Annotated in this window: 21 protein-coding genes and 1 other annotated feature; of the genes, 12 read left to right on the forward strand and 9 right to left on the reverse strand. The window is 37.7% G+C overall.

Going from position 1 to position 25,622, the window contains the following annotated elements; genetic code table 11:
- The first annotated feature begins 32 nt into the window (after positions 1–32).
- The gene (gene creA / locus DD649_RS14700) at positions 33–524 is read left to right on the forward strand and encodes a protein CreA (RefSeq protein ID WP_294108186.1); all 492 of its coding nucleotides are present in this window, start codon (positions 33–35) and stop codon (positions 522–524) included.
- Positions 525–610: 86 nt separating this feature from the next.
- Here the strand turns inward: creA and arcA are convergent, their stop codons facing one another.
- Positions 611–1,327 carry a two-component system response regulator ArcA gene (arcA, locus tag DD649_RS14705; RefSeq protein ID WP_004905684.1) on the reverse strand — a complete coding sequence of 239 codons (717 nt, stop codon included), beginning with the start codon at positions 1,325–1,327 and terminating at the stop codon, positions 611–613.
- Positions 1,328–2,462: 1,135 nt separating this feature from the next.
- Positions 2,463–2,583, forward strand: a sequence feature (Thr leader region).
- 24 nt (positions 2,584–2,607) lie between these two features.
- On the opposite strand from arcA, the gene thrA reads away from it, so the two are divergent.
- The 3 genes from thrA to thrC are packed head-to-tail and all read left to right on the forward strand — an operon-like array spanning position 2,608 to position 7,302.
- Positions 2,608–5,067 (forward strand): bifunctional aspartate kinase/homoserine dehydrogenase I, encoded by a 2,460-nt coding sequence (thrA, locus tag DD649_RS14715; RefSeq protein WP_294108271.1) that lies wholly within the window; start codon positions 2,608–2,610, stop codon positions 5,065–5,067.
- Positions 5,068–5,070: 3 nt separating this feature from the next.
- Positions 5,071–6,000: a homoserine kinase gene (thrB, locus tag DD649_RS14720; protein WP_294108273.1), complete on the forward strand. Its 930-nt coding sequence runs from the start codon at positions 5,071–5,073 to the stop codon at positions 5,998–6,000.
- Positions 6,001–6,003: 3 nt separating this feature from the next.
- Positions 6,004–7,302, forward strand: a complete 1,299-nt coding sequence (gene thrC, locus DD649_RS14725; RefSeq protein WP_294108274.1) for a threonine synthase — start codon at positions 6,004–6,006, stop codon at positions 7,300–7,302.
- Between the two features lie 147 nt (positions 7,303–7,449).
- On the opposite strand, the gene DD649_RS14730 is transcribed toward thrC, so the two are convergent.
- The 5 genes from DD649_RS14730 to DD649_RS14750 all read right to left on the reverse strand — a co-directional run bounded on the left by DD649_RS14730 (position 7,450) and on the right by DD649_RS14750 (position 11,535).
- A complete protein-coding gene (locus DD649_RS14730; RefSeq protein ID WP_294108275.1) occupies positions 7,450–8,325 on the reverse strand; it encodes a hypothetical protein in 876 nt (291 codons plus the stop codon).
- A 54-nt stretch (positions 8,326–8,379) separates the two neighbouring features.
- Positions 8,380–8,622 (reverse strand): hypothetical protein, encoded by a 243-nt coding sequence (locus tag DD649_RS14735; RefSeq protein ID WP_294108277.1) that lies wholly within the window; start codon positions 8,620–8,622, stop codon positions 8,380–8,382.
- A 275-nt stretch (positions 8,623–8,897) separates the two neighbouring features.
- A complete protein-coding gene (locus DD649_RS14740) occupies positions 8,898–9,365 on the reverse strand; it encodes a hypothetical protein (protein ID WP_294108279.1) in 468 nt (155 codons plus the stop codon).
- A 102-nt stretch (positions 9,366–9,467) separates the two neighbouring features.
- Positions 9,468–10,859, reverse strand: coding sequence for a Cu(+)/Ag(+) sensor histidine kinase (locus tag DD649_RS14745; protein WP_294108280.1), 1,392 nt, complete (start codon positions 10,857–10,859; stop codon positions 9,468–9,470).
- Positions 10,852–11,535, reverse strand: coding sequence for a heavy metal response regulator transcription factor (locus DD649_RS14750; RefSeq protein ID WP_294108281.1), 684 nt, complete (start codon positions 11,533–11,535; stop codon positions 10,852–10,854). The genes DD649_RS14745 and DD649_RS14750 overlap by 8 nt, the downstream gene beginning before the upstream one ends.
- A gap of 189 nt (positions 11,536–11,724) precedes the next feature.
- Here DD649_RS14750 and DD649_RS14755 point away from each other — a divergent pair, with 189 nt between their 5' ends.
- From DD649_RS14755 to DD649_RS14775, 5 genes are read left to right on the forward strand one after another with little or no spacing between them, the layout of a single operon-like run.
- Positions 11,725–13,104: an efflux transporter outer membrane subunit gene (locus tag DD649_RS14755; RefSeq protein WP_294108282.1), complete on the forward strand. Its 1,380-nt coding sequence runs from the start codon at positions 11,725–11,727 to the stop codon at positions 13,102–13,104.
- An 11-nt stretch (positions 13,105–13,115) separates the two neighbouring features.
- A complete protein-coding gene (locus DD649_RS14760; protein WP_294108284.1) occupies positions 13,116–13,472 on the forward strand; it encodes a copper-binding protein in 357 nt (118 codons plus the stop codon).
- 17 nt (positions 13,473–13,489) lie between these two features.
- Positions 13,490–14,758, forward strand: coding sequence for an efflux RND transporter periplasmic adaptor subunit (locus DD649_RS14765; RefSeq protein WP_294108286.1), 1,269 nt, complete (start codon positions 13,490–13,492; stop codon positions 14,756–14,758).
- 3 nt (positions 14,759–14,761) lie between these two features.
- Positions 14,762–17,899, forward strand: coding sequence for a CusA/CzcA family heavy metal efflux RND transporter (locus DD649_RS14770; protein ID WP_294108288.1), 3,138 nt, complete (start codon positions 14,762–14,764; stop codon positions 17,897–17,899).
- Positions 17,900–17,947: 48 nt separating this feature from the next.
- Positions 17,948–18,349, forward strand: a complete 402-nt coding sequence (locus DD649_RS14775) for a DUF411 domain-containing protein (RefSeq protein WP_294108290.1) — start codon at positions 17,948–17,950, stop codon at positions 18,347–18,349.
- 164 nt (positions 18,350–18,513) lie between these two features.
- Here the strand turns inward: DD649_RS14775 and DD649_RS14780 are convergent, their stop codons facing one another.
- Positions 18,514–19,509: an aldo/keto reductase gene (locus tag DD649_RS14780; protein WP_294108292.1), complete on the reverse strand. Its 996-nt coding sequence runs from the start codon at positions 19,507–19,509 to the stop codon at positions 18,514–18,516.
- A 253-nt stretch (positions 19,510–19,762) separates the two neighbouring features.
- The gene (gene yaaA / locus DD649_RS14785; protein WP_294108294.1) at positions 19,763–20,539 is read right to left on the reverse strand and encodes a peroxide stress protein YaaA; all 777 of its coding nucleotides are present in this window, start codon (positions 20,537–20,539) and stop codon (positions 19,763–19,765) included.
- Between the two features lie 387 nt (positions 20,540–20,926).
- On the opposite strand from yaaA, the gene tal reads away from it, so the two are divergent.
- Both tal and mog read left to right on the forward strand, forming a co-directional pair.
- Entirely contained in the window at positions 20,927–21,880 is a 954-nt protein-coding gene (gene tal / locus DD649_RS14790; protein WP_294108296.1) for a transaldolase, read from the forward strand.
- A gap of 224 nt (positions 21,881–22,104) precedes the next feature.
- Positions 22,105–22,689: a molybdopterin adenylyltransferase gene (mog, locus tag DD649_RS14795; protein ID WP_294108298.1), complete on the forward strand. Its 585-nt coding sequence runs from the start codon at positions 22,105–22,107 to the stop codon at positions 22,687–22,689.
- 79 nt (positions 22,690–22,768) lie between these two features.
- On the opposite strand, the gene satP is transcribed toward mog, so the two are convergent.
- A complete protein-coding gene (gene satP, locus DD649_RS14800; protein WP_294108300.1) occupies positions 22,769–23,335 on the reverse strand; it encodes an acetate uptake transporter in 567 nt (188 codons plus the stop codon).
- A 335-nt stretch (positions 23,336–23,670) separates the two neighbouring features.
- Here satP and dnaK point away from each other — a divergent pair, with 335 nt between their 5' ends.
- Positions 23,671–25,590 carry a molecular chaperone DnaK gene (gene dnaK, locus DD649_RS14805; protein ID WP_294108302.1) on the forward strand — a complete coding sequence of 640 codons (1,920 nt, stop codon included), beginning with the start codon at positions 23,671–23,673 and terminating at the stop codon, positions 25,588–25,590.
- The last annotated feature ends 32 nt before the right edge of the window (positions 25,591–25,622 follow it).

Raw genomic sequence — 25,622 nt, forward strand, 5'->3', positions numbered from 1 at the left:
TAAAGCGTTTTAAGTTGAAAAGGAAATCCAGTATGCGTTTTTCCATATTAAAAAAAATGAGTCTAAAAAACATTGTATTAGCTTCATTTTTATCCATATTACCCGCCACTGTACTTGCAGAAGAAGTTGGTTCAGTGGATACCGTATTTAAAGTTTTTGGGCCTGATCATAAAATTGTAGTTGAAGCATTTGATGATCCTGATGTTGAGAATGTCACTTGTTACCTTAGCCGCTCTAAAACGGGTGGGATAAAAGGTGGATTGGGTTTAGCGGAAGATACATCGGACGCGGCAATTTCATGTCAACAAGTTGGACCGATTGAGCTGAGCGATCGTGTTAAGCGTTCGCCAAAGAAACCTCACGTTGTTTTTCAAAAACGAACATCTTTAGTATTCAAAAAACTGCAAGTGGTTCGTTTTTACGACCCAAAACGTAATGCATTAATTTACTTAACTTACTCAGATAAAATGATTGATGGTTCTCCTAAAAATGCTATCAGCGCAGTCCCGATTATGCCGTGGTAATATTTACCAAAAAGGATCACCAATATATTTTTTAGTGTTAAATAAAAAAAACCGGCAATTAAGCCGGTTTTTTAAGAAGTTATTAATTACTCGTCTAAATCACCGCAAAAACGGTAACCTTCACCATGAATAGTAGCAATAATTTCTGGGGTATCCGGTGTAGACTCAAAATGCTTACGAATACGACGAATAGTTACGTCGACCGTTCTGTCGTGTGGTTTTAATTCACGGCCAGTCATTTTTTTCAGTAAGTCAGCACGAGTTTGGATTTTTCCAGGATTTTCGCAAAAATGCAGCATCGCACGGAATTCACTACGCGGTAATTTGTAATGTTCACCAGCAGGGCTAACTAAAGAGCGACTATTGATATCTAATTCCCAACCATTGAACTTGTAGCTTTCAACTAGGCGACGCTCTTCTGTACCGCCAGCAAGATTCATAGTACGAGAAAGTAAGTTACGAGCACGAATAGTGAGTTCACGAGGGTTGAATGGTTTGGTGATATAGTCATCAGCACCAATTTCAAGTCCAAGGATTTTATCAACTTCATTGTCGCGGCCAGTTAAGAACATTAAAGCAATGCTTTCCTGCTCGCGTAATTCACGTGCGAGAAGAAGACCATTTTTACCTGGTAAATTGATATCCATGATAACCAAATTGATGTCATGTTCAGATAGAACATTATTCATCTCTTCGCCATCAGTGGCTTCATGAACCACATAGCCTTCAGCTTCAAAGATACTTTTCAGCGTATTGCGTGTGACAATTTCATCTTCAACAATTAAAATGTGTGGGGTCTGCATAGTTGCTACCTAAAGTATTAAAATAGAAATACTGAACTCACAAGCCGTTTTCAGTTAGGTGGTTATTAATATTTTTCTCTGAATAAATACGTTTATGAGTATAAATTTGTCATTAAATTCAACAGCGACTTTATGTTGCCTCTCCGGGCAAATGATTCAAAAAACGAACCAAAATATAAGCACTTTCCCAATATTGGGCTGTTAACAGCAATATAACAGCTAATACTGCATTTACCACCTAAAAAACTAACTTTTGTTGATACATATCAAAATCAATTGTAGCACGTTAACAAAAATTGTTAGGAAGATAATTATATAAATCAACATTGCATTTAGGTATCAGATTATCACTAAAATTATCGCAAGAATTTGGTAGAGGCTTCTACTTCAGGTTGAAAGTAAACGGTTAAGTCACAAAGCGCGTAAATATAGTATTATAAATTATATCGAATTTGTGACTTGGCTCAAATTTTGGCTGATCGTGTTTTTGTAAAGAAAGAGGTTATTTTACAGATTATTGACTTTAAATAGCAATAAATTAGGTCTGATTGGTTTTTTATGATTAATAGTTGGATGGGGTCAGTGTTTTATATTTAAAACTCTTTTTTTTACATTTTTTTAATAACTATTTACTTGAAGTGCTCCCCTTTCTTAGATGATGTAGCGTCCCGCGATTTGAATTATTAGTATTAATTTATTAGTACAACAGTTGGTCTGTGTTTGTGCTTAATAAATAGGCTGATTTTTGAAGCTTTAATCTTTGTTTATTGAATAACTATTTTTGATAATCTTTGCAATAAATGAGGTCTTTTTTTGTGTTTTTTAGACTCTCTTAAAAAAGAGAGATTAAAGAAATAAAAGGATGAATTGTTTGTTTATTAACCAGTGAAGGGTGGCGAAATTCAAATGGACTTATATCTTGTTATTTTTGCATTGATTGAATTTTAACTTCAAATTTTTAATTTATTTTTGTTTTTTATTTTATCGTTAATCATGTTACTAGATGATTCCCCCCTAAGAATACTTGGGTTTCAATGTGATTTGGCGCAAATAAATTTGACATATTGTGGTAATTGCTTTAACCGTATAGGGAGAAACTTAATGAAACAAGAGACAAACAGAATTCATATGCGTAATTTCAGCCTGACTACGATTATTATTACCACCACCGTAACCACAGGAAACGGGGCGGGCTGACGCATCCAAAAAATAAAAATGAAAAAGCCCGCATCCAACAAGATGCGGGCTTTTTTTTGGTGTTAATTCAGGAGAGAAATACCATGCGTGTGCTTAAATTTGGCGGTACCTCAGTTGCGAATGATGAACGGGTACTGAATGTAGCTGACATCGCTGAAAGTAAACTTGCTGATGGACAAGTCGCTCTGGTGCTTTCAGCACCAGCTAAAATTACCAACCATCTCGTTGCTATGATTGAAAAAACAGTTGAAGGTCAGGATGTCATCACGCATGTGAATGATGCAGAAATGATTTTTGCTAACCTCTTGAAAGGACTAAAAGAGAAACAGCCAGGTTTTGATTATGATCGTTTAAAAAAACTCACTGAACAAGAATTCGCACAAATAAAACAAGTACTGCATGGTATTACTCTTCTCGGTCAATGTCCTGATAGCATTAACGCTTCTATTATCTGTCGTGGTGAAAAACTCTCAATTGCTATTATGGAATCTGTGCTGAGTGCTCGTGGACACAAGGTCACGGTCATTAACCCAGTAGAAAGTTTACTGGCTAAGGGACATTATCTTGAATCTACCGTCGATATTAATGAATCAACTAAACGTATTGCTGAATTAAATATCCCTAAAGATCATTTTATTTTAATGGCCGGTTTTACTGCTGGTAATGATAAAGGTGAATTGGTGGTACTTGGACGTAATGGTTCGGATTACTCGGCGGCAGTGCTAGCGGCGTGTTTACGTGCGGATTGCTGTGAAATCTGGACTGATGTTGATGGCGTTTATACTTGCGATCCACGTCTTGTTGCTGATGCCCGATTGTTAAAGGGAATGTCCTATCAAGAAGCGATGGAGCTTTCTTATTTTGGCGCTAAAGTTCTCCACCCTCGTACTATTGCACCGATTGCCCAATTCCAAATTCCTTGCCTCATAAAAAATACCACTAATCTAAGCGCACCAGGCACTTTAATTGGTAATGGCCAAACCGATGACAGTACGCCGGTTAAAGGGATAACTAACCTGAATAATATGGCGATGATTAACGTATCAGGCCCTGGAATGAAAGGCATGGTTGGCATGGCTGCACGTATTTTCTCTGTGATGTCACGCAAAGGAATTTCGGTCGTGCTGATTACCCAATCATCGTCTGAATATAGTATTAGCTTTTGTGTACCACAAAGTGAATTACGTCGCGCACGTGCAGCGCTTGAAGAAGAGTTTTATTTAGAGCTAAAAGATGATGTATTAGAGCCGCTTGATGTGATGGAGCAATTATCGATCATTTCAGTCGTGGGTGATGGAATGCGTACGTTGAAAGGCATTTCTGCGCGTTTCTTTTCTGCATTGACTCGTGGAAATATTAATATTGTTGCAATCGCTCAAGGTTCATCAGAACGTTCTATTTCAGCGGTTATTGCCAATGAATCTGCGACAACAGCGGTACGACTTTGTCACCAAATGCTTTTTAATGCTGAGCAAGTTATTGAAGCATTTATCATCGGGGTTGGTGGCGTAGGTAATGCATTAATTGAGCAAATTCGTCGTCAGCAACAATGGTTGAAGCAAAAACATATTGATTTGCGTGTCTGTGGTATCGCTAATTCAAGAGCGATGCTAACGAATATGCAAGGTATTGATCTTGCTAATTGGAAAGATGAATTAGCGCAAGCCAAAGAACCTTTTAGTTTGAGTCGTTTGATCCGATTGGAACGTGAATATCACTTTTTAAATCCGGTGATCATTGATTGTACCTCGAATCAAGAAATTGCAGAGCAGTATGTTAATTTCTTAAAAGATGGCTTTAACGTCGTCACACCAAACAAAAAAGCCAATACTTTATCAATGGATTATTATCATCAACTACGAGCGGCTTCAGAGAATTCAAAACGTAAATTCTTATATGATACTAACGTAGGGGCTGGATTACCGGTTATTGAAAATCTGCAAAACTTGCTTAATGCGGGTGATGAACTCGTGCATTTTAGCGGTATTCTTTCAGGATCCTTGTCATTTATTTTCGGTAAACTGGATGAAGGAATGTCGTTATCAGACGCAACGACTCTGGCGAAAGAAAAAGGTTTTACAGAGCCAGATCCTCGTGATGATTTATCGGGTATGGATGTGGCGCGTAAGTTGCTCATTCTTGCGCGTGAAGCGGGTTACGATTTAGAGTTGAATGATATTGAAATCGAACCTGTTTTACCTGCTGACTTTAATAGTGAAGGTAATGTGGCTGATTTTATGGCTCGATTACCACAGCTTGATGTTCAGTTTGCTCAGCGTATAAAAGCGGCAGAAGCAGAAGAAAAAGTGTTACGCTATGTCGGTCTTATTGAAGAGGGGCGTTGTCAGGTTAAAATGGTTGCCGTTGATGGTAACGATCCTCTGTTTAAAGTAAAAAATGGCGAAAACGCACTGGCTTTTTATACGCGCTATTACCAACCAATTCCTTTAGTATTAAGGGGCTATGGAGCAGGTAATGATGTTACTGCTGCCGGCGTATTTGCAGATATGTTGCGCACCCTATCGTGGAAATTGGGAGTTTAAGAAGTGATTAAAGTTTATGCACCTGCTTCAATTGGTAATGTGAGTGTTGGGTTTGATGTGCTTGGGGCTGCCGTATCACCAGTTGATGGCTCATTACTAGGTGACTGTGTGAGCGTTGAGGCCGCTGAGGTCTTTTCGTTAACAAATAAAGGTAAATTTGTTTCTAAGCTCCCTAAAAAAAATGAGCACAACATTGTCTATCAGTGCTGGCAGCTATTTTGCGAGTGCCTTGGTAAACAACTTAATGTTGCCATGATCCTTGAAAAAAACATGCCGATTGGTTCAGGATTAGGTTCGAGTGCTTGTTCTGTTGTGGCTGCATTGATGGCACTGAATGAGTTTGCTGATAAGCCGTTCGATCAAACCCAATTACTCGATATGATGGGCGAGTTAGAAGGGCGTATTTCGGGTAGTGTTCATTATGATAATGTAGCCCCTTGTTATTTAGGTGGTTTACAATTAATTATTGAGCAAATGGGCATTATTTCTCAATCTGTTCCTGCTTTTGATAATTGGTACTGGGTGATGGCGTATCCGGGAATTAAGGTGTCAACAGCAGAAGCAAGAGCTATTCTTCCTAATAATTACCCACGTCATGATATTGTTAATCATGGCCGTTACTTATCGGGTTTTATTCATGCTTGCCACACAAAACAGTCATTACTTGCTGCAACCATGATCAAGGATGTTGTCGCAGAGCCTTATCGCACCCAATTGTTGCCGGGCTTTGCTGAAGCTCGCCAAAATGCGAAAGAAATTGGGGCTTTGGCTTGTGGTATTTCAGGGTCGGGACCGACATTATTTGCTATTTGTGATGATAAAGTCATTGCAGAAAAAATGGCTGATTATTTGCAACAACATTACATTCAGAATGATGAAGGCTTTGTGCATATCTGCCATTTGGATCTCGCCGGGGCAAGGACAATAGGGTAAACGATGAAACTGTATAATTTAAAAGACAATAACGAGCAAGTCAGCTTCGCGCAAGCAGTAAAACAAGGGCTTGGAAAGCAGCAAGGACTATTCTTCCCTCAGGATCTTCCTGAATTTAATGAAGCTGAAATTGAAGCTTTGTTGAAATTAGATTTTGTTACGCGTAGTAGCCGTATTTTAAGTGCTTTTATCGGTGATGAAATTCCGCAAGAAGCCCTTGCTGAGCGCGTTAAAAATGCATTTGCATTTCCTGCTCCCGTAAAAAAAGTCGAAGATGATGTAGCCACTCTTGAGTTATATCATGGCCCAACATTAGCTTTTAAAGACTTTGGCGGACGTTTTATGGCCCAAGCGTTGGGTCAAGTTGCTGGTGAGCAGCCTGTGACTATTTTAACTGCAACTTCGGGTGATACTGGTGCGGCAGTGGCTCATGCATTCTATCGATTGAAAAATGTTCAGGTCGTTATTTTGTATCCAGAAGGCAAAATTAGCCCTCTACAAGAAAAATTGTTTTGTACACTAGGTGAAAATATTCACACCGTGGCGATTAAAGATGATTTTGATGCATGTCAGGCATTAGTAAAGCAATCATTTGATGATGAAGAGCTAAAACAGGCTTTATATTTGAACTCAGCAAACTCGATTAATATTAGTCGATTACTGGCTCAAATTTGCTACTACTTTGAAGCGGTTGCTCAAATTCCTGCAGAAAAACGCGATCAATTAGTTATCTCAGTACCAAGTGGTAACTTTGGTGATTTAACGGCCGGACTATTGGCTAAATCAATGGGTTTACCGGTTAAACGCTTTATTGCTGCAACTAACGTCAATGATACTGTTCCGCGTTTTCTTGTTGATGGCAAATGGGTACCAAATAAAACGAAGGCAACTTTATCTAATGCAATGGATGTAAGCCAACCGAATAATTGGCCTCGCATTGAAGAATTATTCCGTCGTAAAGGTTGGTCGCTAAAAGAACTCGGATATGGTGTTGTGAGTGATGATGTGACTAAAGATACGGTTCGTGAATTGGATAAAAAAGGCTATTTATCTGAACCTCATGCTGCTGTTGCATATCGCGTTTTACGTGATCAACTGCAAGATGGTGAGTACGGTTTATTTTTAGGAACAGCTCATCCTGCGAAATTTAAAGAAAGCGTGGAAGAAATTTTAGGTAAAAAAATTCCATTACCAGCAGAATTAGCAGAGCGCGCAGAATTACCATTATTATCTCATTTTTTACCTTCTGATTTTGCTGAATTACGTGCATTTTTAATGAAATTAGCACCTAAACAAAATTAGCACCTAAACAATAAGTATCAATCTTTGAATCAGAATCAAACGGAAGCTTATGCTTCCGTTTTTACTGATAAAACCATCTTCCGAAAAGATGATAATATGATTTCATATTGTGGTATCACTTATCTACTTAGAACTATTACTGGTGTATTAATGTGAACTCACACCATCAATGCCATTTATTCCTCCATTTTCTCCACCTTGACCTCCCTTCCCACCATGGCCTGCTCCTGAAATTGCATTACCACCGTTCCCCCCATTTCCAGAGCCGGAGCCTGCACCACCATGACCTCCATGACCTCCGTTATTTCCACCATCTCCTCCGTTCCCTCCATTTCCATCTACAGATCCATTCCCACCGTTTCCACCGCTTCCTTGACCGTCACCATTTCCGCCATAACCGCCATTTCCCCCATTGATACCACCACTTCCACCATTTCCGCCATTGCCATTACTGCCCGCTTGCGCATGGCCACCATTGCTGCCATGACTGTTGTTAGTACCACTACCACCGTTACCGCCATTACCGCCATTTTGACCGCTTCCCCCATGGCTAGCACTCGTTTTCTGGCTTCGGCCACTTCCACCGTTTCCACCACTTCCACCACTTCCACCGTTTCCACCACTTCCACCGTTTCCACCGTTTCCACCGTTTCCACCGTTTCCACCACTTCCACCGTTTCCACCACTTCCACCACTTTCACCACTTCCACCACTTCCACCACTTCCACCACTTCCACCACTTCCACCATTTTCGCCGTTAGTACCATTAGCTCCGTTACTACCATTGCTACCATTTGTACCATTTGTACCATTTGTACCATTATTGCCATTATTAGATGTTTTTGAATAAAAATGACGATTATTTATTAGTTTGCATAATTTGTTGTTTTTAATTTCATGAATAATAATTTTATTAAATTTGGAACAATTTAATGAGATATTAAAAGAGTGTTGTGAGTAACTAAATGTGGGAGTTAATGCAATGAATAAAATGCTAATTGAAAAGGTTAGTTTATAATTCATAGTTTCTCCATCCCCCTTCTCATTGAAGGGGGAAATATTTAATATTATGATTACCTATTTACCATTACCACCGTTTCCGCCATTACCACCATTGCCTCCATTGGTACCATTACCACCATTTCCTCCATGGCCACCATTACCACCATTACCACCATTTCCGTTATAATTAACGTATTCAATTGGGGTTTGAATTGATGTTAGCTCAGTATATTGAGTGGTAGTTTTATATTGAATAGCTGATGCAGATGCTAATATTGGAAAAAATAAAGTTGCCATGATAATAGATGATTTACGCATATAATTTCCTTTGGTTTTAAGTGAATAAATAAACTGCATGGAAATTGTAATTTAAAGACTGAGATAATCAATGAGTGATTGATGTCAATGGATAATTAAATTTGTATGGAGTTAACTATAAAATAATAATATAAATCATCTATGGGTTTGAACTTAATATGCGTAATTTAAATTTTTCAATTAATGATTTGTTGTGTTTTTTATAATAAGATTATGAATGATTAATATGAAAAGAAGCCATATTGAAAAATAGTATGGCTTTTATAGTGAGATAATTATTTTATTTGTTTTAAATGATTGTTAATATCATTTTTAATAGTTGACGATGCACTATTTTTATTAAAAGTTAACATGACGATAGCTTTTTCATGTTCATTCATATCAGCAAATAATTTTGCCGTTTGTTGTTGATTTTTAGTATAACTAGATGATTTTTTTTGATGATCATTGATCATCTTACTCATAGACGGCGAGGTATTATTTTGTGAAAAACTGAATGAAACGGCAGCTTTTTCATTAATATCAAGCTGTGAAAAAGGCACACCTGAGCTAATGTTATTTTTTACATCGACACCGGCTTGTATTAAATGATTCTTGATTGAATTTTGATTAGAAGCAGAGGTGTTGTTCTCCGTAAAGCTTAATGCGGTAGCTGCATTTTTATGCATCTCTATATTTGATTGTGCATTAGCGATGCTGACAGTACTCATGATTAAACTTAGTGTGAAGATGATCTTTTTCATAATAAACCCTATTAAGTAAAGTAATTTTTGTTGTGACTATAATAAGGGTTAATCTCTGTCTTAATACTGACAGTAAAATGACAAAATTGCCATTTTACTATTTTAATTTATATTAGGAATGAATAAGGTAAATCGCGTTGAATAATCATCAGAAGATACTTTAATAGAGCCTTTATGCGCTAATATGATTGACTTGACAATGGCAAGTCCAATTCCACTGCCTTCATTTTTACGTTGTCTTGATTTATCAACACGATAAAATCGGTCAAAAAGTTTGGGTAGATGTTCCACTGGAATTTTATGGCCCGGATTACTGATAATAATTTCTATACCATTATTAATATTAGTTAGATTAACGCTAATTGTATCCCCTTTAGGAGTATAGCGGATAGCATTAGATAATAAATTTGTTATTGCTCTTCTTAGCATATCTTTATCCGCTAATATGGGTTGAGCATCGCCCATTAATTTTAATTTAATTTCATTATCTTCAGCAAGAAATTCAAAATAATCAAAAATCAGTTCGATTTCTGATTTTATATTAATTAATTTTTTTTCTGGTATTAACATATTATCATCAGCTTGTGCTAAAAAAAGCATATCAGATATCATGCGTGATAGTCGGTTATATTCTTCTAAGTTTGAATAAAGCACTTCAACTAACTCTTCTTTAGTTCGATTTTTATTCAATGAAATTTGTGTTTCAGTCATTAAGTTAGTGATTGGCGTTCGCATTTCATGAGCGATATCGGCAGAAAAATTTGTTTGCCTAACAAAAACATCTTCAATTTTGACTAACATCTCGTTGAATGAAAGTGTTAATTGCTTTAATTCTGCCGGTACTGCTGTCGGATCTAAACGAATACTCAAGTTTTCAGAGGTAACCGTTTTTATTTTATTACTCACGTCTTTAAGGGGTTTTAATCCTTTGATGACTAAAAAATAAACTACGAATATAGTAAACAGGCATAGCAAAATTGCACTGATGATTAAGCTGTTTATTAAAGAATTAAGATAGTCATGATGAAAGTTTAATGAAAGAGCTGTGACTAATCGATATTTTTTTTGGTTATGGTTATCAGCACTTACATCAATAAAAGATTCGGATAACCTGTAGTCTTCTAGATATTCATCCGCATTATCTTTAATTGGGTCATAGTTCTTTAATTGTGTAATAATATCAGTATTAGCAGTTGGAGATATTAACTCATTACCTTCGTTATCAACGAGATATACAATAATATCTTGATGTTCATTAATGATGGTTTTGATTCGAGTAAAGTGTTCACTTTCAGAATCAATACTTTCACTTAGTAAACTACTAATAGTAAGATTCATTTGATTTAGTGTGTATTCATCTTGCTGCTTAAAATGCAAAACAACAGAGTTGATCATGATCCAGCTAAATAGTAATAGCGCGAAGGAAAGAGCAATACTAATCAGAAAAATAAGTCGTGCAGATATTGAAACTGGAGATTTGAATATATTATTCATGTTGTGGGATCTCAAGTAAATAGCCCATGCCCCTAATAGTATGAATCAATTTAGGATCGTAATTAAGATCAATTTTTGATCTCAGACGTTTTACTGCGACATCAATTACATTGGTGTCGCTATCAAAATTCATATCCCAAACTTTGGATGCAATAAGAGATCGAGATAATACTTCACCTTGATGTAATACAAAAAATTCCAATAGTGAAAATTCTTTACTCGTTAGGTTTATTTTTTCATTTGCCCGAGTAACTCGTCTTTTAATTAAATCAACATGTAAATCAGCAATGGTAAATTGTGTTTTTTGGATGTTGTTATTACCTCTGCGTAATAATGTTCTTATACGTGCCAACAGCTCTGAAAAATCAAACGGTTTGACCAAATAATCATCAGCACCAAGTTCCAGACCTTTGACTCTATGCTCAACATTACCTAATGCAGTTAACATTAATATTGGTGTGTTTTTACCTATTACACGTAGGTTTTTAGCAATATCCCAACCATTAATATCTGGCAACATCACATCAAGAATAATTAAATCATATTCTTCTGTAGACGCCATATGAAGGCCTGTGATCCCATTCTCAATAGCATCAACAATAAAGCCAGATTCAGTTAAACCTTTGGAAAGATATTCTCTCGTTTTATGTTCATCTTCGACAATAAGTAATTTCACGGTAGCCTCAAAGCTTAGCCAGTAATATGGACACTCTCATTCTAAGCATTGAACCGATGAAATGTAAAATGACAAATTTGTCATTTTCATGTCACTAATCTAACAGGATGTTCTTTTTACACTAGCGATATACAAATAAGGAATATTCAAATGGCGATACACAAATAAACATTGAGGCGCGGCTATACTATGTATTCTTCCAAAATATTATTAATAGTCAGTTCTCTATTTTTAAGTGGATGTGTTTCACTTGCTCCTGAATATAAACGTCCTGATCTAGGTGTTCCCAATAGCTTAGCACAAGATCAAAATTCATCTGTTGAGAGTTTTGACGTTAAATTATCTATTCCTAGTTGGAAGGATTTTATTGTAGATACCCAACTACAGCAGGTAATTCAGTTAGCGCTTGAAAAAAATAATGATTTGTTTCTAACAGCTTTAGAGGTTGAAGAAGCAAGAGTGCGTTTTGGTATTGCTGAATCTGAACAATATCCACAAATTATGTCCTCTATGAGTGGTGATTATAGTAAAGGTTTGAATAATGGCTCTACATTAGGAAAAAAATACAGTGCAGGTGTTGATATCAGCTACGAATTAGATTTTTTTGGACGTATAAAAAATTTGACGCAAGCAGATAAAGCCAAATTTTTAGCATCAAAAGAAATGAATCGAGCAACGCAAATTATTACGATGAAAACAGTGGCAGAGGCCTATCTTGATGTTATTTATAATCAACAGCTGCTCATTATTTCAGAAGAGACAAAAAAGAACTACTTAAATAGCCAATCTATTGTCATGCAAAAGGTGATTGCAGGTAATGCCAATATTTCTGATTTAGAGCAGGCTAAAGGGCAAGTTCAGGCTATTGATATTACAATTGAAAAAGTTAAGAGTGAGATCCTTAGAAATAAGAATTTAGTTGATTTTTTAACCAATGATTATACGGATAAACTCAACTCACAGACATTAAACTATGTACTTATAACTGTTCCTGAAAATATTCCCTCTGAAATTTTACTCGAACGCCCGGATGTGATGGCCGCAGAGCAAAACATTCTTTCAGAGAATGCCAATATTGGTGTAGCAAGAGCCGCTTTTTTTCCTTCAATCTCATTTAATACTGGGATAGAAAATAGTAACGACTCTTTATCTGGCCTATTTGATTCTTCTAATGGTATTTGGAATTTTATTCCTAAAATCACATTACCGATATTTACCGGTGGTAAAAATACCAAAAACTTAGAATTAGCCAATATTAGAAAAAATAAAGCGATAGTTAATTATGAAAAAAGTATTCAAGTAGCATTTAGAGAAGTTAAAGATGCATTGATATTAAAATCAAGTATGAAAAAACAGCTCATATCACAAATCGATTACGTTAATACGTTGAATAATATTTTAGCTCAAAAGCAAGTAAGCTATCACTACGGTGGTTTAAGCTATCTTAATGTTCTTGAAGCCCAAAGAGATTTATTCACGGGTAAACAAAATTTATTATTGTTAGAAATAGAACAGCAGAAGAATGAAATTAATTTATTCTCTGCACTTGGTGGCGGATTAATAAAATAACAAGGTTTAAAATGAAAAAATTAAATAAGTCTATATTTATAATTTCTATTACATTATTTTCATCAGTATTTTTTACCTCTGTAGGATATTCAAATACACTCGAACATAACCATGGTGTTTATCCTGAAAAAACAGTAGAACCGATTATTCATACAGAAGGTAAATTAGTTTCTATAGATAGAGAAAATAAAAAATTAACAATAAATCATCAGGCTATAGAGAGTATTGGCTGGCCACCGATGACAATGCGATTTACTTATGAAGATGACAGTATGATTGATGGGCTCAGTGATAATGACGAATTAAAATTCTCATTTTCTCAAAAGGGTAATATTTCGTTATTGAAATCCATTGAAAAGAAAAACTAAATAGATAGAGAGATGTTATGTCACTAGTTAATCTGGTTAAGTTACTCTTGGTTGTTATTCTATCAAGTGCAGTTTCAATATTTCTTTATCGTTATTTTTTTGTAGTTGAAAAAAAAGCAGAACAAACAGAAATTAAAGAGCGCACTGTTTTATATTGGTATGACCCGATGTATCCCAATACAAAATTTAATCAGCCGGGAAAATCACCCTTTATGGATATGGATTTAGTTCCTAAGTATGAAGATGAAAATAGTTCATCTATCAATACGAAAGGTATTACGATTAATCCAGCACAAACTCAAAATTTGGGTCTTAAAACTGTTGAGGTAAAGTGGGGAAAATTAAACTATGACTTAACATTTCCTGCTGAAGTTGCATTTAACGACCATCAATATGCTGTTGTTCAGGCAAGGGAAAATGGTTTTGTTGAAAAAATTTATCCAATAGCAATGGGTGAGCGGATTCAACAAGGTGCCCCAATTGCAGATTTAACGATGCCGGCTTGGGTTGAGGCGCAAAGTGAATATCTTGCATTAAACCAAATGGATGCCTCACAAAAAAATCTTAATAGTGTATTAGAACGTCTACGTTTAAATGGTATGCCAGAGGGCGCAATTACACAGTTTATTAAAACGGGGAAAGTACAAACTCGATTTACCATTAAAGCACCGATATCTGGCGTTATCACAGCCCTAAATTTACGACAAGGGATGAATGTAACTAAAGAAGGTGTCATTGCTCAAGTCCAAGGAACTAATCCATTGTGGATTAATGCCTCTATATCTCAATCGGTAGCTGAATTACTGAATAAAGATGTTCAATTTTCAGTTTCAATTCCTGCTTATCCAACTCATAAATTTGTTGTGAATAATTGGGTGATATTACCGAGTGCGGATATTACAAGCCGAACAATTAATATTCGAGCGGAAATTAACGATGAAACTAATTTATTAAAACCGGGTATGACGGCTTATTTAAATCTGATCGCGCAGGGTAGTGAAAGTATGCTAATTCCCTCACAAGCTATTGTGGATTCGGGGACTGAGCAGCATGTCATTGCCATTGGCGAAAATGGCGAATTCATCCCTAAGAAAATTCGCATGATTAATGAATTTAAACAGATGAGCGCTATTTCTGATGGTGTGCAAGTTGGGGAACGTATTGTGACCCAAGGAATATTTCTCATCGATTCTGAAGCGAATATTGCAGGTGCTTTAGAAAGAATGAATGCACAACAAAATGAAGTGGTTCCTGTTAATCATTCATCACATGAAGCTCAGGGGTAGATTATGTTGGAATGGGTTATTAGGCGGTCGGTCGCTAATCGCTTTCTCGTTATGATGGGTGTGGTATTTCTGGTGATAGCGGGGATTTGGAGTATCCGAAATACTCCGGTTGATGCATTGCCTGACTTATCTGATGTACAGGTCATAATCAAAACCACCTATCCGGGACAAGCCCCACAATTAGTTGAAAACCAAGTTACTTATCCGATTACAACGACAATGTTATCAGTGCCTGGTGCTAAAACAGTAAGAGGTTTTTCCGCGTTTGGTGACTCTTATGTATATGTGATTTTTGAAGATAACACCGATTTATATTGGGCGCGCTCACGGGTTCTTGAGTATTTAAATCAGGTGCAATCCAAATTACCTAAAGGTGCGGTGGCATCAATAGGCCCTGATGCTACGGGGGTAGGTTGGATATTTGAATATGCATTAGTTGATAAAACAGGAAAACATAATTTAGCAGAATTACGATCTTTACAAGATTGGTTCCTAAAGTATGAATTAAAAGCATTACCTAATGTATCCGAAGTGGCAACAGTCGGTGGCGTGGTAAAAGCCTATCAAATTATTATTGACCCATTAAAGTTAACGCAATTTTCAGTGACACTTCCTGAGATTAAGCAAGCGGTCGAAATGGCGAACCAAGAAGCGGGAGGCTCATCTATTGAGATAGCTGAAGCGGAATATATGGTAAGAGCCAGTGGCTATCTTCAGTCAATGGATGATTTTAATAAAATTTACCTAAAAACAGCGCAAAGCGGCATACCTATTTATTTACAGGATGTGGCGAGAGTCCAAGAAGGCCCAGAAATGCGTCGAGGGGTTGCTGAGCTCAATGGGGAAGGTGAAGTTGTCGGCGGTATTATTTTATTACGCTCAGGTGAAAATGCACGTAATGTTATTCGAGATGTAAAACAAAAACTTGAAGATTTAAGTGCCAGCTTACCTGAAGGCATTGAAATCGTGACCACCTACGATAGAAGTATTTTGATAGATAATGCAATTGATAATTTAAGCTATAAGTTACTTGAAGAGTTTATTGTGGTCGCATTAGTTTGTGCTATTTTCTTATGGCATTTTCGCTCTGCATTGGTTGCCATAATATCTTTACCATTAGGATTATTTATTGCTTTTATTGTGATGCGCTATCAAGGTATAAATGCAAACATTATGTCGCTTGGCGGGATTGCGATTGCAATCGGTGCCATGGTCGATGCTGCTATTGTAATGATAGAGAATGCGCATAAAAAGTTAGAAAAGTGGCAATATGAAAATGAAGGAAAATCGTTAGATAATGCACAGCGTTGGAAATTAATTACCGACTCCGCAGTTGAAGTGGGGCCTGCATTATTTATTAGTTTACTTATTATCACATTATCTTTTATTCCTATTTTTACCCTTGAAGGTCAAGAAGGACGCTTATTTGGACCATTAGCCTTTACTAAAACCTATGCTATGGCAGGGGCGGCGGCTCTCGCGTTGATTGTTATTCCTATTTTAATGGGATATTGGATACGTGGCAAAATTCCAAATGAAAACAAGAATCCGATTAATCGTTTTTTGATCTCTGCATATAGTCCCATCTTATTGAAAGTATTAGCGTGGCCAAAAACGATATTATTGGTTGCATTTCTTTCACTATTTACCGTGATATGGCCTTTGAAGCATTTAGGTGGTGAGTTTCTTCCATCAATTAATGAAGGTGATTTATTGTATATGCCTTCGACATTACCGGGGGTATCTCCCGCTCAAGCCGCATTTTTGCTACAAAATACAGATAAACTGATAAAAACCATTCCTGAGGTGGATACGGTATTTGGTAAGGCGGGTAAAGCAGAAACGGCGACAGATTCAGCGCCAATGGAAATGATAGAAACCACCATTAGATTAAAGCCACAAGATCAGTGGCGCCCAGGAATGACACTAGACAAAATTATTGATGAGCTCGATGAAACTGTGCGTTTACCCGGTGTAGCAAATCTTTGGGTACCCCCAATTAGAAATCGTATTGATATGTTATCCACAGGGGTGAAAAGTCCAATTGGTATTAAGGTATCAGGCAAAGATCTCAACGAAATCGATGTGTTAGCGCAGGAAATTGAAAAAATAACTAAATCGGTTCCCGGTGTAGTGTCTGTTTTAGCCGAAAGGTTGGTCGGTGGTCGCTATATTGATGTCAAAATCGATAGAGAAAAAGCGGCACGCTATGGAATGAGTATTAGCGATGTACAAGCTTATATTTCAATGGCAACAGGCGGCGAAATGATAGGGGAAACAGTCGAGGGAATTGAGCGTTATCCAATTAGTATTCGTTATCCTCAAGATTATCGAAATAGTGTTTCTGCTTTACGTTTGCTCCCTATTTTGACACCAAATAAGCAACAGATTGTCTTAGGTGATGTAGCCGAAGTTATTGTACAAATGGGCGCACCAATGCTTAAAACTGAAAATGCACGCCCTACAAGCTGGATTTATATTGATGCGCGTGGTCGGGATATGGTTTCAGTAATTTCAGATATTGATGCTGCGATTAAATCAAATATTCAAATGAAAGCCGGATTGAGTTATTCATTTACGGGGCAATTTGAATTATTAGAGCGCGCTAATCAAAAACTTATGTTAATGGTTCCTGCAACTATTATGATTATTTTTGTACTGCTCTATTTAGCCTTTAGACGCTTTAGTGAAGCATTGCTTATTTTATTAAGTTTACCTTTTGCTCTGGTTGGTGGTGTTTGGTTTTTATATTGGATGAACTTTCATTTATCTGTTGCAACCGGAACGGGATTTATTGCATTAGCGGGTGTCGCCGCTGAATTTGGTGTGGTGATGTTGATTTATTTAAGACACGCGATAGAAGATAAACAACAAGCTATGAATATTAATCATTTATCAAATAAAGAATTAGATAATGCGTTATATGAAGGGGCTGTTTTAAGGGTGAGACCAAAGGCGATGACGGTTGCGGTAATTATTGCAGGTCTATTACCTATATTATTAGGTACAGGTGTTGGTTCCGAGGTTATGAGTCGAATTGCAGCGCCAATGGTTGGCGGAATGATAACTGCACCATTGCTCTCACTATTTATTATTCCAGCTGCCTATAAACTAATTTGCCAGTCTAGAAATAAAAAATAACATTTTAATGGGGATAATCCCTTTATTATTGAATAAGGTTAAATAGTAATGAAAAAGATAATTTTAAGCGGAATACTGCTATTGTCATTCTCAGCATATTCACAAGCCAGTACCGTGCAATTATATAAAGATGCAAACTGTGGCTGTTGCCAATTATGGGGCGAAGGCATTCAAAAGGCAGGCTACAATGTAGTCGTTAATGAAATTAGCTATGAAGAATTAAATAAGCTCAATGATGAATTAAAGGTTCCCAATAATTTACGTAGCTGCCACATAGCAAAATATAAAGGCAAAATTATGGTCGGGCATGTGCCAGCAAGTAGCCTAACATCAATAGAATTCCTGCCAAAAGAGATTACAGGGATATCTGTACCAGGTATGCCTGCGGGGAGTTTAGGCATGGAGCAGGTTAGTGGGTTTAAGCAGAGTTATTCTGTCGTAACGTTCTAACCCGTCATACTTCGAGTTGTAGGGGTGTTGGCTTCACTCAGCCCCTTGGGTCACATACTGGTGTATGCTCCCCAAGATGTCTTCATTTGCCGCCTAGCTACAACTCGAATTATTTAGGGTCTAACCCGTCATACTTCGTGTTGTAGGTGGCACTTATTTGGAATTTAAATCGTATCTTCTAGAATTAGCTCAATTGCTTTGAGTTCTTCTTGGCTAAATTCACGATTTTTTATGATACCCATAGCATCATCGATTTGACTGATGCGGCTTGCGCCAATGAGAACAGATGTAATTCGGTCATGGCGCAGTATCCATGCTAATGACATTTGACTGAGCTTTTGACCACGATTTAAGGCTAATTCATTAAGTTTTTTGACTTTGGATAAAACTGCTGATGTCAGCCTTTCGGGAGGCAATGCGGGATTAGCCGCAGCTCTTGAGTCAGCAGGAATTCCATTGAGGTAACGATCGGTCAAAATACCCCCCGCAAGCGGTGAATACGCGATGGAACCCACGCCTTCTTCTTCCAGTAAATCGAGTAGTCCTTCTTCTGGAGTACGCTCTAACATGGAATATTTAGGTTGGTGGATTAGGCAAGGGGTGCCTAACTGATTCAGAATGCTAATAGCATCTTTCGCAATATCGGCTGGATAATTAGATATTCCGACATAGAGCGCTTTACCTTGGCGTACAATTAAATCGAGCGCACCCATTGTTTCTTCTAAAGGTGTATTAGGATCGGGTCTATGGTGATAAAAAATATCCACATAGTCGAGCCCCATTCTTTTTAGGCTTTGATTAAGGCTAGCGATTAAATATTTTTTGCTTCCCCAATCACCATAAGGTCCGTCCCACATGGTATAGCCAGCTTTAGATGAAATGATCATTTCATCGCGATAAGGAAGAAAGTCTTGTTGTAAAACTTGGCCAAATTTACTTTCAGCGGATCCAGGTGGGGGGCCGTAGTTATTGGCGAGATCAAAATGGGTGATCCCTAAATCAAAGGCGTGTCTAAGCATAGCTCGACAATTATCGATAGGCTTATTATCGCCAAAATTATGCCATAGTCCTAATGAGATGAGAGGTAGTCGCAATCCACTGCGCCCGCACAGACGATATTCCATATCAGTATAACGATGAGATGATGCGACGTAAGGCATATTTCACCCCTTAAATTATTGATAGAAAACTTTAGCTATGTTGTTACCAAAATATTGTGATTAAAACAAGGCTATAAAGATCTCAACTATATTGTCATAAGCACAAGAAATCAGCTGAGGAATCAATGCTAATTTTTCATTAAATAGATACGTCATCATTAATGTGTGAGTTGTGATGGAAAAATCATGAGAACGCTTGTAACGGCTGGGTATCCATATGTCTGAATACCCATACTTCAAATGAATCGAAATTTTAAATTTGTTCGGTACGAGTAAAAACTAACTCATTTCCTTTAGATTGGCTTTCATCAAATTGATAACCTTCTAAATTAAAATCAGAGAGCTGTTCTGTTTTGGTGAGTTTATTTTGAATAATAAAACGACTCATTAAGCCGCGTGCTTTTTTTGCATAAAAACTGATGACTTTATATTTACCATTTTTTTCATCGAGAAATACGGGTTTAATTATCGTACCATCGAGCTTTTTATTATTGATGGATTTAAAATATTCATCAGATGCAAGATTCACTAAAATTTGGTCACCTTGATCTGCAAGTGATTGGTTTAATTGGTTAGTAATGATATCGCCCCAAAATTCATATAAGTCTTTGCCTCGCGTGTTTTTAAGGCGAATTCCCATTTCTAAACGGTAGGGTTGCATTAAGTCTAGTGGGCGTAATAGCCCATATAGTCCAGAAAGGATACGTAAATGCTTTTGGGCAAAATCGAAATCTGCAACAGAAAAAGTTTCTGCTTGCATGCCAGTATAAACATCACCCTTAAAAGCTAGAATAGCTTGGCGCGCATTTTCTGGGGTAAAGTTTGTCTGCCATTCTCCAAATCGAGCGGCATTGAGTCCAGCAAGCTTATCACTAATTTTCATTAGGCTAGCAATATCTGCGGGAGCTAGTTTGCGGCAGACTTTAATCAGCTGTTCTGATTCGGTTAGTAATTCAGGCTGAGTAAATTTATGGGTCGCAAGAGGGCTTTCGTAGTCTAATGTTTTAGCCGGTGAAAGAGTAATAAGCATGACTTTAGCCTTATAAAATAATTATTTTCTTTACTGTAGCAAAAATTCATCTGAAATAGCTAATTGATGCAATAAGTAGAATCAATTTCTTTTATTTGCTTTACTAACATCAAGATAACCATTTTGCTTAATGGATTCAGTTTTAAATCAGGGTGCGAAACCGATTGCCAATCAAATAGTTGCCTTTGACTGTATTTCCTCACTTGCAGCAACCTAGATGCGTGATATTATCATTGAACGGTGCGGCGTTAGCCTCAATTCCTTTATATACACCGAGTAGTTCGAGTTATAGGGTCAGTAATGAAGAGGCATGATGCCAATAGGCTAATGCTAAACCAGTACACTTACAGCTTGAAGCATGACGGGTATAACAACGAGATTAAAGAAATGACCGATAAACTAACCTCCTTACGTAAAATAACAACAGTTGTTGCTGACACTGGCGACATTGAAGCGATGAAGCTGTATAAGCCACAAGATGCGACAACTAACCCTTCGCTTATCTTGAATGCGGCGCAAATTCCAGAATACCGTAAATTGATTGATGAAGCGGTAGAATGGGCGCGTAAGCAAAGCAATAATCGTGAACAACAAGTTGTTGACGCTTGTGACAAACTGGCAGTTAACATCGGTTTGGAAATTCTTAAATTAGTTCCAGGCCGTATTTCAACTGAAGTTGATGCACGTCTTTCATATGATGAAGAAGCTTGTATTGCAAAAGCACGTCATTTGATCAAACTGTACAATGAAGCGGGTATCAGCAATGATCGTATCTTGATCAAACTGGCGTCGACTTGGCAGGGGATCCGTGCTGCTGAGAAGCTAGAAAAAGAAGGTATCAACTGTAACCTAACACTATTATTCTCTTTTGCTCAAGCGCGTGCTTGTGCTGAAGCTGGCGTTTACCTGATTTCTCCATTTGTTGGTCGTATTCTTGATTGGTATAAAGCAAACACAGATAAAAAAGAGTTTGCACCACAAGAAGATCCGGGTGTTGTTTCAGTCACTGAAATCTATAACTATTACAAAGCGCACGGTTACAAAACTGTGGTCATGGGCGCAAGCTTCCGTAATGTTGGTGAGATTATTGAACTGGCCGGTTGCGACCGTCTAACAATTTCGCCAAACTTACTGAAAGAACTGTCTGAATCACAAGGTGAAATTGTTCGTAAACTCACTGATGCAGGTCAAACTTCAGCACCAGAAGCTAAGTTAACGGAATCTGAATTCTATTGGCAGCATAATCAAGATCCAATGGCTGTTGATAAACTGGCTGACGGTATCCGCAAATTTGCTGTTGACCAAGAAAAACTTGAGAAAATGATCGCAGCTCTGCTGTAATTTTGTCATCTTTTCTTTAAAACCCAGTTCAACGTGACTGGGTTTTTTTATGTTTTTTTTATTAAATTAGCGATATTGATTAAGTTCTCAATTCAAATATTTAAGCAATGCCACACTGTAACCGAGCCCTCATCATGCTATGATATGACACCCGTTTATTCATAATTCCATCTCATATAGCGACAACATAAACGGCTTCTGATGATTAATTTTTTGAGGTTTGTATGAATGAACTGCGCATAGGTCTGGTTTCGGTTTCTGATCGTGCTTCAAGTGGTATTTATGAAGATAAAGGCATTCCTGCTTTGGAAGAATGGTTAGCAAAAACGCTGACAACACCTTTTCGTATTGAAACTCGCCTAATTCCTGATGAGCAAATTTTGATAGAGCAAACATTGTGTGAGTTAGTTGACGAGTTTGCCTGCCATTTAGTCTTAACGACGGGGGGAACGGGTCCTGCACGCCGCGATGTGACACCTGATGCAACACTGGCTATCGCTGATCGTGAAATGCCAGGTTTCGGTGAACAGATGCGTCAAATTAGCTTAAAATTTGTGCCAACAGCGATTTTATCTCGCCAAGTGGGTGTTATTCGTAATCAAGCATTGATTTTGAATCTACCGGGACAACCAAAAGCCATCGCAGAAACGTTAGAAGGTTTAAAAGACAAAGAAGGTAATGTGGTCGTTTCAGGCATTTTTGCTAGTGTGCCTTATTGTATTCAATTACTTGATGGTCCATATATTGAAACTGACCCATCGATAGTTAAAGCTTTCAGACCAAAATCGGCAATTCGGGATGTTGAATAACATACTAAACATTAAAGTTGCAGGTCAATGGTTTGTCACCGCTAGCCTGCAACTCGAATGATATTATTTAGTCAGATAATTAACTGCGCTGACCAATTGGCAGGATAGTTTTGCCGTATTGTTCATTTAATATTTCAGCCATTGCTAAATAGAATGCGCTGGCACCACAGATAATCCCTTCAAAGCCTGCAATTTTTAATAACATCGCATTACCGGTTAAATTACCGATAGCTAATAGTGCAAATAGCACGGTTAAACTGCCAAAGACAAATTGCAGTACAAAGTTAGCTTTGAAAGTACCTAGGAACATAAAGAAGGTGAAAATGCCCCAAACGATTAAGTAAATACCCAAGAACGCAGGATCGGTGGCTTCAGCTAATCCCATAGTAGGTAAAAATAGTAGACCCACTAAGGATAGCCAAAACATACTGTAAGAGGTAAACGCCGTTGCACCAAATGTATTTCCTTTCTTATATTCAATAAGTCCAGCAATAAATTGAGCAATACCACCATAAAAAATTCCCATACTTAAAATAACTGATGAGAGAGGGAAAAAGCCTGCATTATGAATGTTCAGCAGGATTGTCGTCATACCAAAACCCAATAAACCAAGTGGACCTGGATTTGCAAGAGAGCTGGAGTGCATATAACCTCTGGTAAAATATATAAAATTCAAATAGATATAAAATGTTAATTCCACCAAATTGGGGGTGGCGGCGAATCATACGCAGTTTTGGCTGCTTAAACAATGATCGAGAGGTAGGTTTTTTGGCAATAAATGCAAATTTTTTTTAATCATCCCCTTGATGAATGAATTTGTGGCCCCATCTTTAAGACATCAGCCGATTTCAATCTGAATTATTGCGTAAAGTAAAAAAAAGTTAGGCTCAGAGTGAAGACTCCCTTGAAAATGAAATATTGAGCCTCATATAGATTGATATCGAAATTATATTGAAACAAATTCCTTTGGAGGCGTATTAGATGGGTAAAATTATTGGTATCGACTTGGGTACAACAAACTCATGCGTTGCAATTATGGATGGTACTACTGCGCGTGTTCTTGAGAACAGCGAAGGTGATAGAACTACTCCTTCCATCATCGCATACACTCAAGATGGTGAAATTTTGGTAGGCCAGCCAGCAAAACGTCAGGCTGTGACAAATCCAGAAAATACATTATTTGCAATTAAACGTTTGATTGGTCGTCGTTTCCAAGACGAAGAAGTTCAACGCGACGTTTCTATCATGCCATATAAAATTATAGCGGCTGATAATGGCGATGCTTGGTTGGATGTTAAAGGTCAAAAAATGGCTCCACCACAAATTTCTGCTGAAGTTCTGAAAAAAATGAAGAAAACAGCAGAAGATTACTTAGGTGAGCCTGTAACTGAAGCTGTTATTACTGTTCCTGCATACTTTAATGATGCGCAGCGTCAAGCAACAAAAGATGCTGGCCGTATCGCAGGTTTAGAAGTTAAGCGTATTATCAACGAACCAACAGCTGCTGCATTGGCTTATGGTTTAGATAAAGAAATTGGTAACCGTACTATCGCGGTTTATGACTTAGGTGGTGGTACATTCGACTTATCAATTATTGAAATTGATGAAGTTGATGGCGAAAAAACCTATGAAGTTCTTGCTACCAATGGTGATACCCACTTAGGTGGTGAAGACTTCGATAACCGCTTAATTAATTATTTAGTAGAAGAATTCAAGAAAGACCAAGGTGTTGATCTGCGTAACGATCCACTGGCAATGCAACGTCTGAAAGAATCTGCTGAAAAAGCGAAAATTGAGTTGTCTTCAGCTCAACAAACTGACGTGAATCTGCCATATATTACCGCAGATGCGACAGGTCCTAAACACATGAATATCAAAGTGACTCGTGCAAAACTTGAGTCACTGGTAGAAGATTTAGTAAAACGCACTATGGAGCCAGTTAAAGTTGCTCTACAGGATGCGGGCTTAAGTGTAAGCGACATCAACGACGTTATTTTAGTTGGTGGTCAAATCCGTATGCCTATGGTGCAAAAAGTGGTCACTGACTTCTTCGGAAAAGAGCCACGTAAAGATGTGAATCCAGATGAAGCAGTAGCAATCGGTGCGGCTGTACAAGGCGGCGTATTGGCGGGTGATGTTAAAGACGTTCTGTTACTTGACGTAACACCTCTGTCTTTAGGTATCGAAACCATGGGTGGCGTAATGACTTCGTTAATCGCGAAGAACACTACTATCCCAACAAAACATAGCCAAGTGTTCTCTACAGCGGAAGATAACCAAGCGGCCGTAACAATTCATGTGCTGCAAGGTGAACGTAAACGTGCCGGTGATAATAAATCATTGGGTCAGTTTAACTTAGATGGCATCCAACCTTCTCCACGTGGTATGCCACAAATCGAAGTTACTTTCGATATCGATGCTGATGGTATTTTGCATGTTTCTGCAAAAGATAAAAACAGTGGTCGTGAGCAAAACATTACCATTAAAGCTTCTTCAGGTTTGAATGATGAAGAAATCGAAAAAATGGTACGTGATGCCGAAGCGAATGCTGAAGCTGACCGTAAATTTGAAGAGTTAGTTCAGACTCGTAACCAAGCTGACCAGCTGATCCACGGCACTCGTAAACAAATCGAAGAAGCAGGTGAGCAATTACCAGCAGAAGATAAAGCGAGCATTGAAACAGCAGTATCTGAGCTAGAAGCTGCACTGAAAGGTGAAGACAAAGCGGATATCGAAGCGAAAATTCAAGCTTTAGTAACTGCATCAGCTAAACTTCTGGAAATCGCACAGCAACAAGCTCAAGCAGGCGCTGCTGGTGCTGGTGCTGGTGCAGAAGCGAAGAAAGATGATGATGTTGTTGACGCTGAATTCGAAGAAGTTAACGATAAAGACAAAAAATAATGCCCTTAGCGGGCGCAGTAACTATAGCTAAT

This window comes from Providencia sp. (assembly GCF_003533305.1).
Taxonomy (GTDB): Bacteria; Pseudomonadota; Gammaproteobacteria; order Enterobacterales; family Enterobacteriaceae; genus Providencia.

Excerpts from the sequence above, each read along its gene's own strand:
- DD649_RS14775 (WP_294108290.1), top strand. The coding sequence starts at position 17,948 with ATGAAAAAGATAATTTTAAGCGGAATACTGCTATTGTCATTCTCAGCA.
- DD649_RS14735 (WP_294108277.1), bottom strand. The coding sequence starts at position 8,622 with ATGCGTAAATCATCTATTATCATGGCAACTTTATTTTTTCCAATATTA.
- DD649_RS14745 (WP_294108280.1), bottom strand. The coding sequence starts at position 10,859 with ATGAATAATATATTCAAATCTCCAGTTTCAATATCTGCACGACTTATT.
- dnaK (WP_294108302.1), top strand. The coding sequence starts at position 23,671 with ATGGGTAAAATTATTGGTATCGACTTGGGTACAACAAACTCATGCGTT.
- satP (WP_294108300.1), bottom strand. The coding sequence starts at position 23,335 with ATGCACTCCAGCTCTCTTGCAAATCCAGGTCCACTTGGTTTATTGGGT.
- yaaA (WP_294108294.1), bottom strand. The coding sequence starts at position 20,539 with ATGCTTATTACTCTTTCACCGGCTAAAACATTAGACTACGAAAGCCCT.
- mog (WP_294108298.1), top strand. The coding sequence starts at position 22,105 with ATGAATGAACTGCGCATAGGTCTGGTTTCGGTTTCTGATCGTGCTTCA.
- thrA (WP_294108271.1), top strand. The coding sequence starts at position 2,608 with ATGCGTGTGCTTAAATTTGGCGGTACCTCAGTTGCGAATGATGAACGG.
- thrC (WP_294108274.1), top strand. The coding sequence starts at position 6,004 with ATGAAACTGTATAATTTAAAAGACAATAACGAGCAAGTCAGCTTCGCG.
- DD649_RS14755 (WP_294108282.1), top strand. The coding sequence starts at position 11,725 with ATGTATTCTTCCAAAATATTATTAATAGTCAGTTCTCTATTTTTAAGT.
- DD649_RS14770 (WP_294108288.1), top strand. The coding sequence starts at position 14,762 with ATGTTGGAATGGGTTATTAGGCGGTCGGTCGCTAATCGCTTTCTCGTT.
- DD649_RS14765 (WP_294108286.1), top strand. The coding sequence starts at position 13,490 with ATGTCACTAGTTAATCTGGTTAAGTTACTCTTGGTTGTTATTCTATCA.
- arcA (WP_004905684.1), bottom strand. The coding sequence starts at position 1,327 with ATGCAGACCCCACACATTTTAATTGTTGAAGATGAAATTGTCACACGC.
- DD649_RS14780 (WP_294108292.1), bottom strand. The coding sequence starts at position 19,509 with ATGCCTTACGTCGCATCATCTCATCGTTATACTGATATGGAATATCGT.
- tal (WP_294108296.1), top strand. The coding sequence starts at position 20,927 with ATGACCGATAAACTAACCTCCTTACGTAAAATAACAACAGTTGTTGCT.
- creA (WP_294108186.1), top strand. The coding sequence starts at position 33 with ATGCGTTTTTCCATATTAAAAAAAATGAGTCTAAAAAACATTGTATTA.
- DD649_RS14730 (WP_294108275.1), bottom strand. The coding sequence starts at position 8,325 with ATGAATTATAAACTAACCTTTTCAATTAGCATTTTATTCATTGCATTA.
- DD649_RS14760 (WP_294108284.1), top strand. The coding sequence starts at position 13,116 with ATGAAAAAATTAAATAAGTCTATATTTATAATTTCTATTACATTATTT.
- DD649_RS14740 (WP_294108279.1), bottom strand. The coding sequence starts at position 9,365 with ATGAAAAAGATCATCTTCACACTAAGTTTAATCATGAGTACTGTCAGC.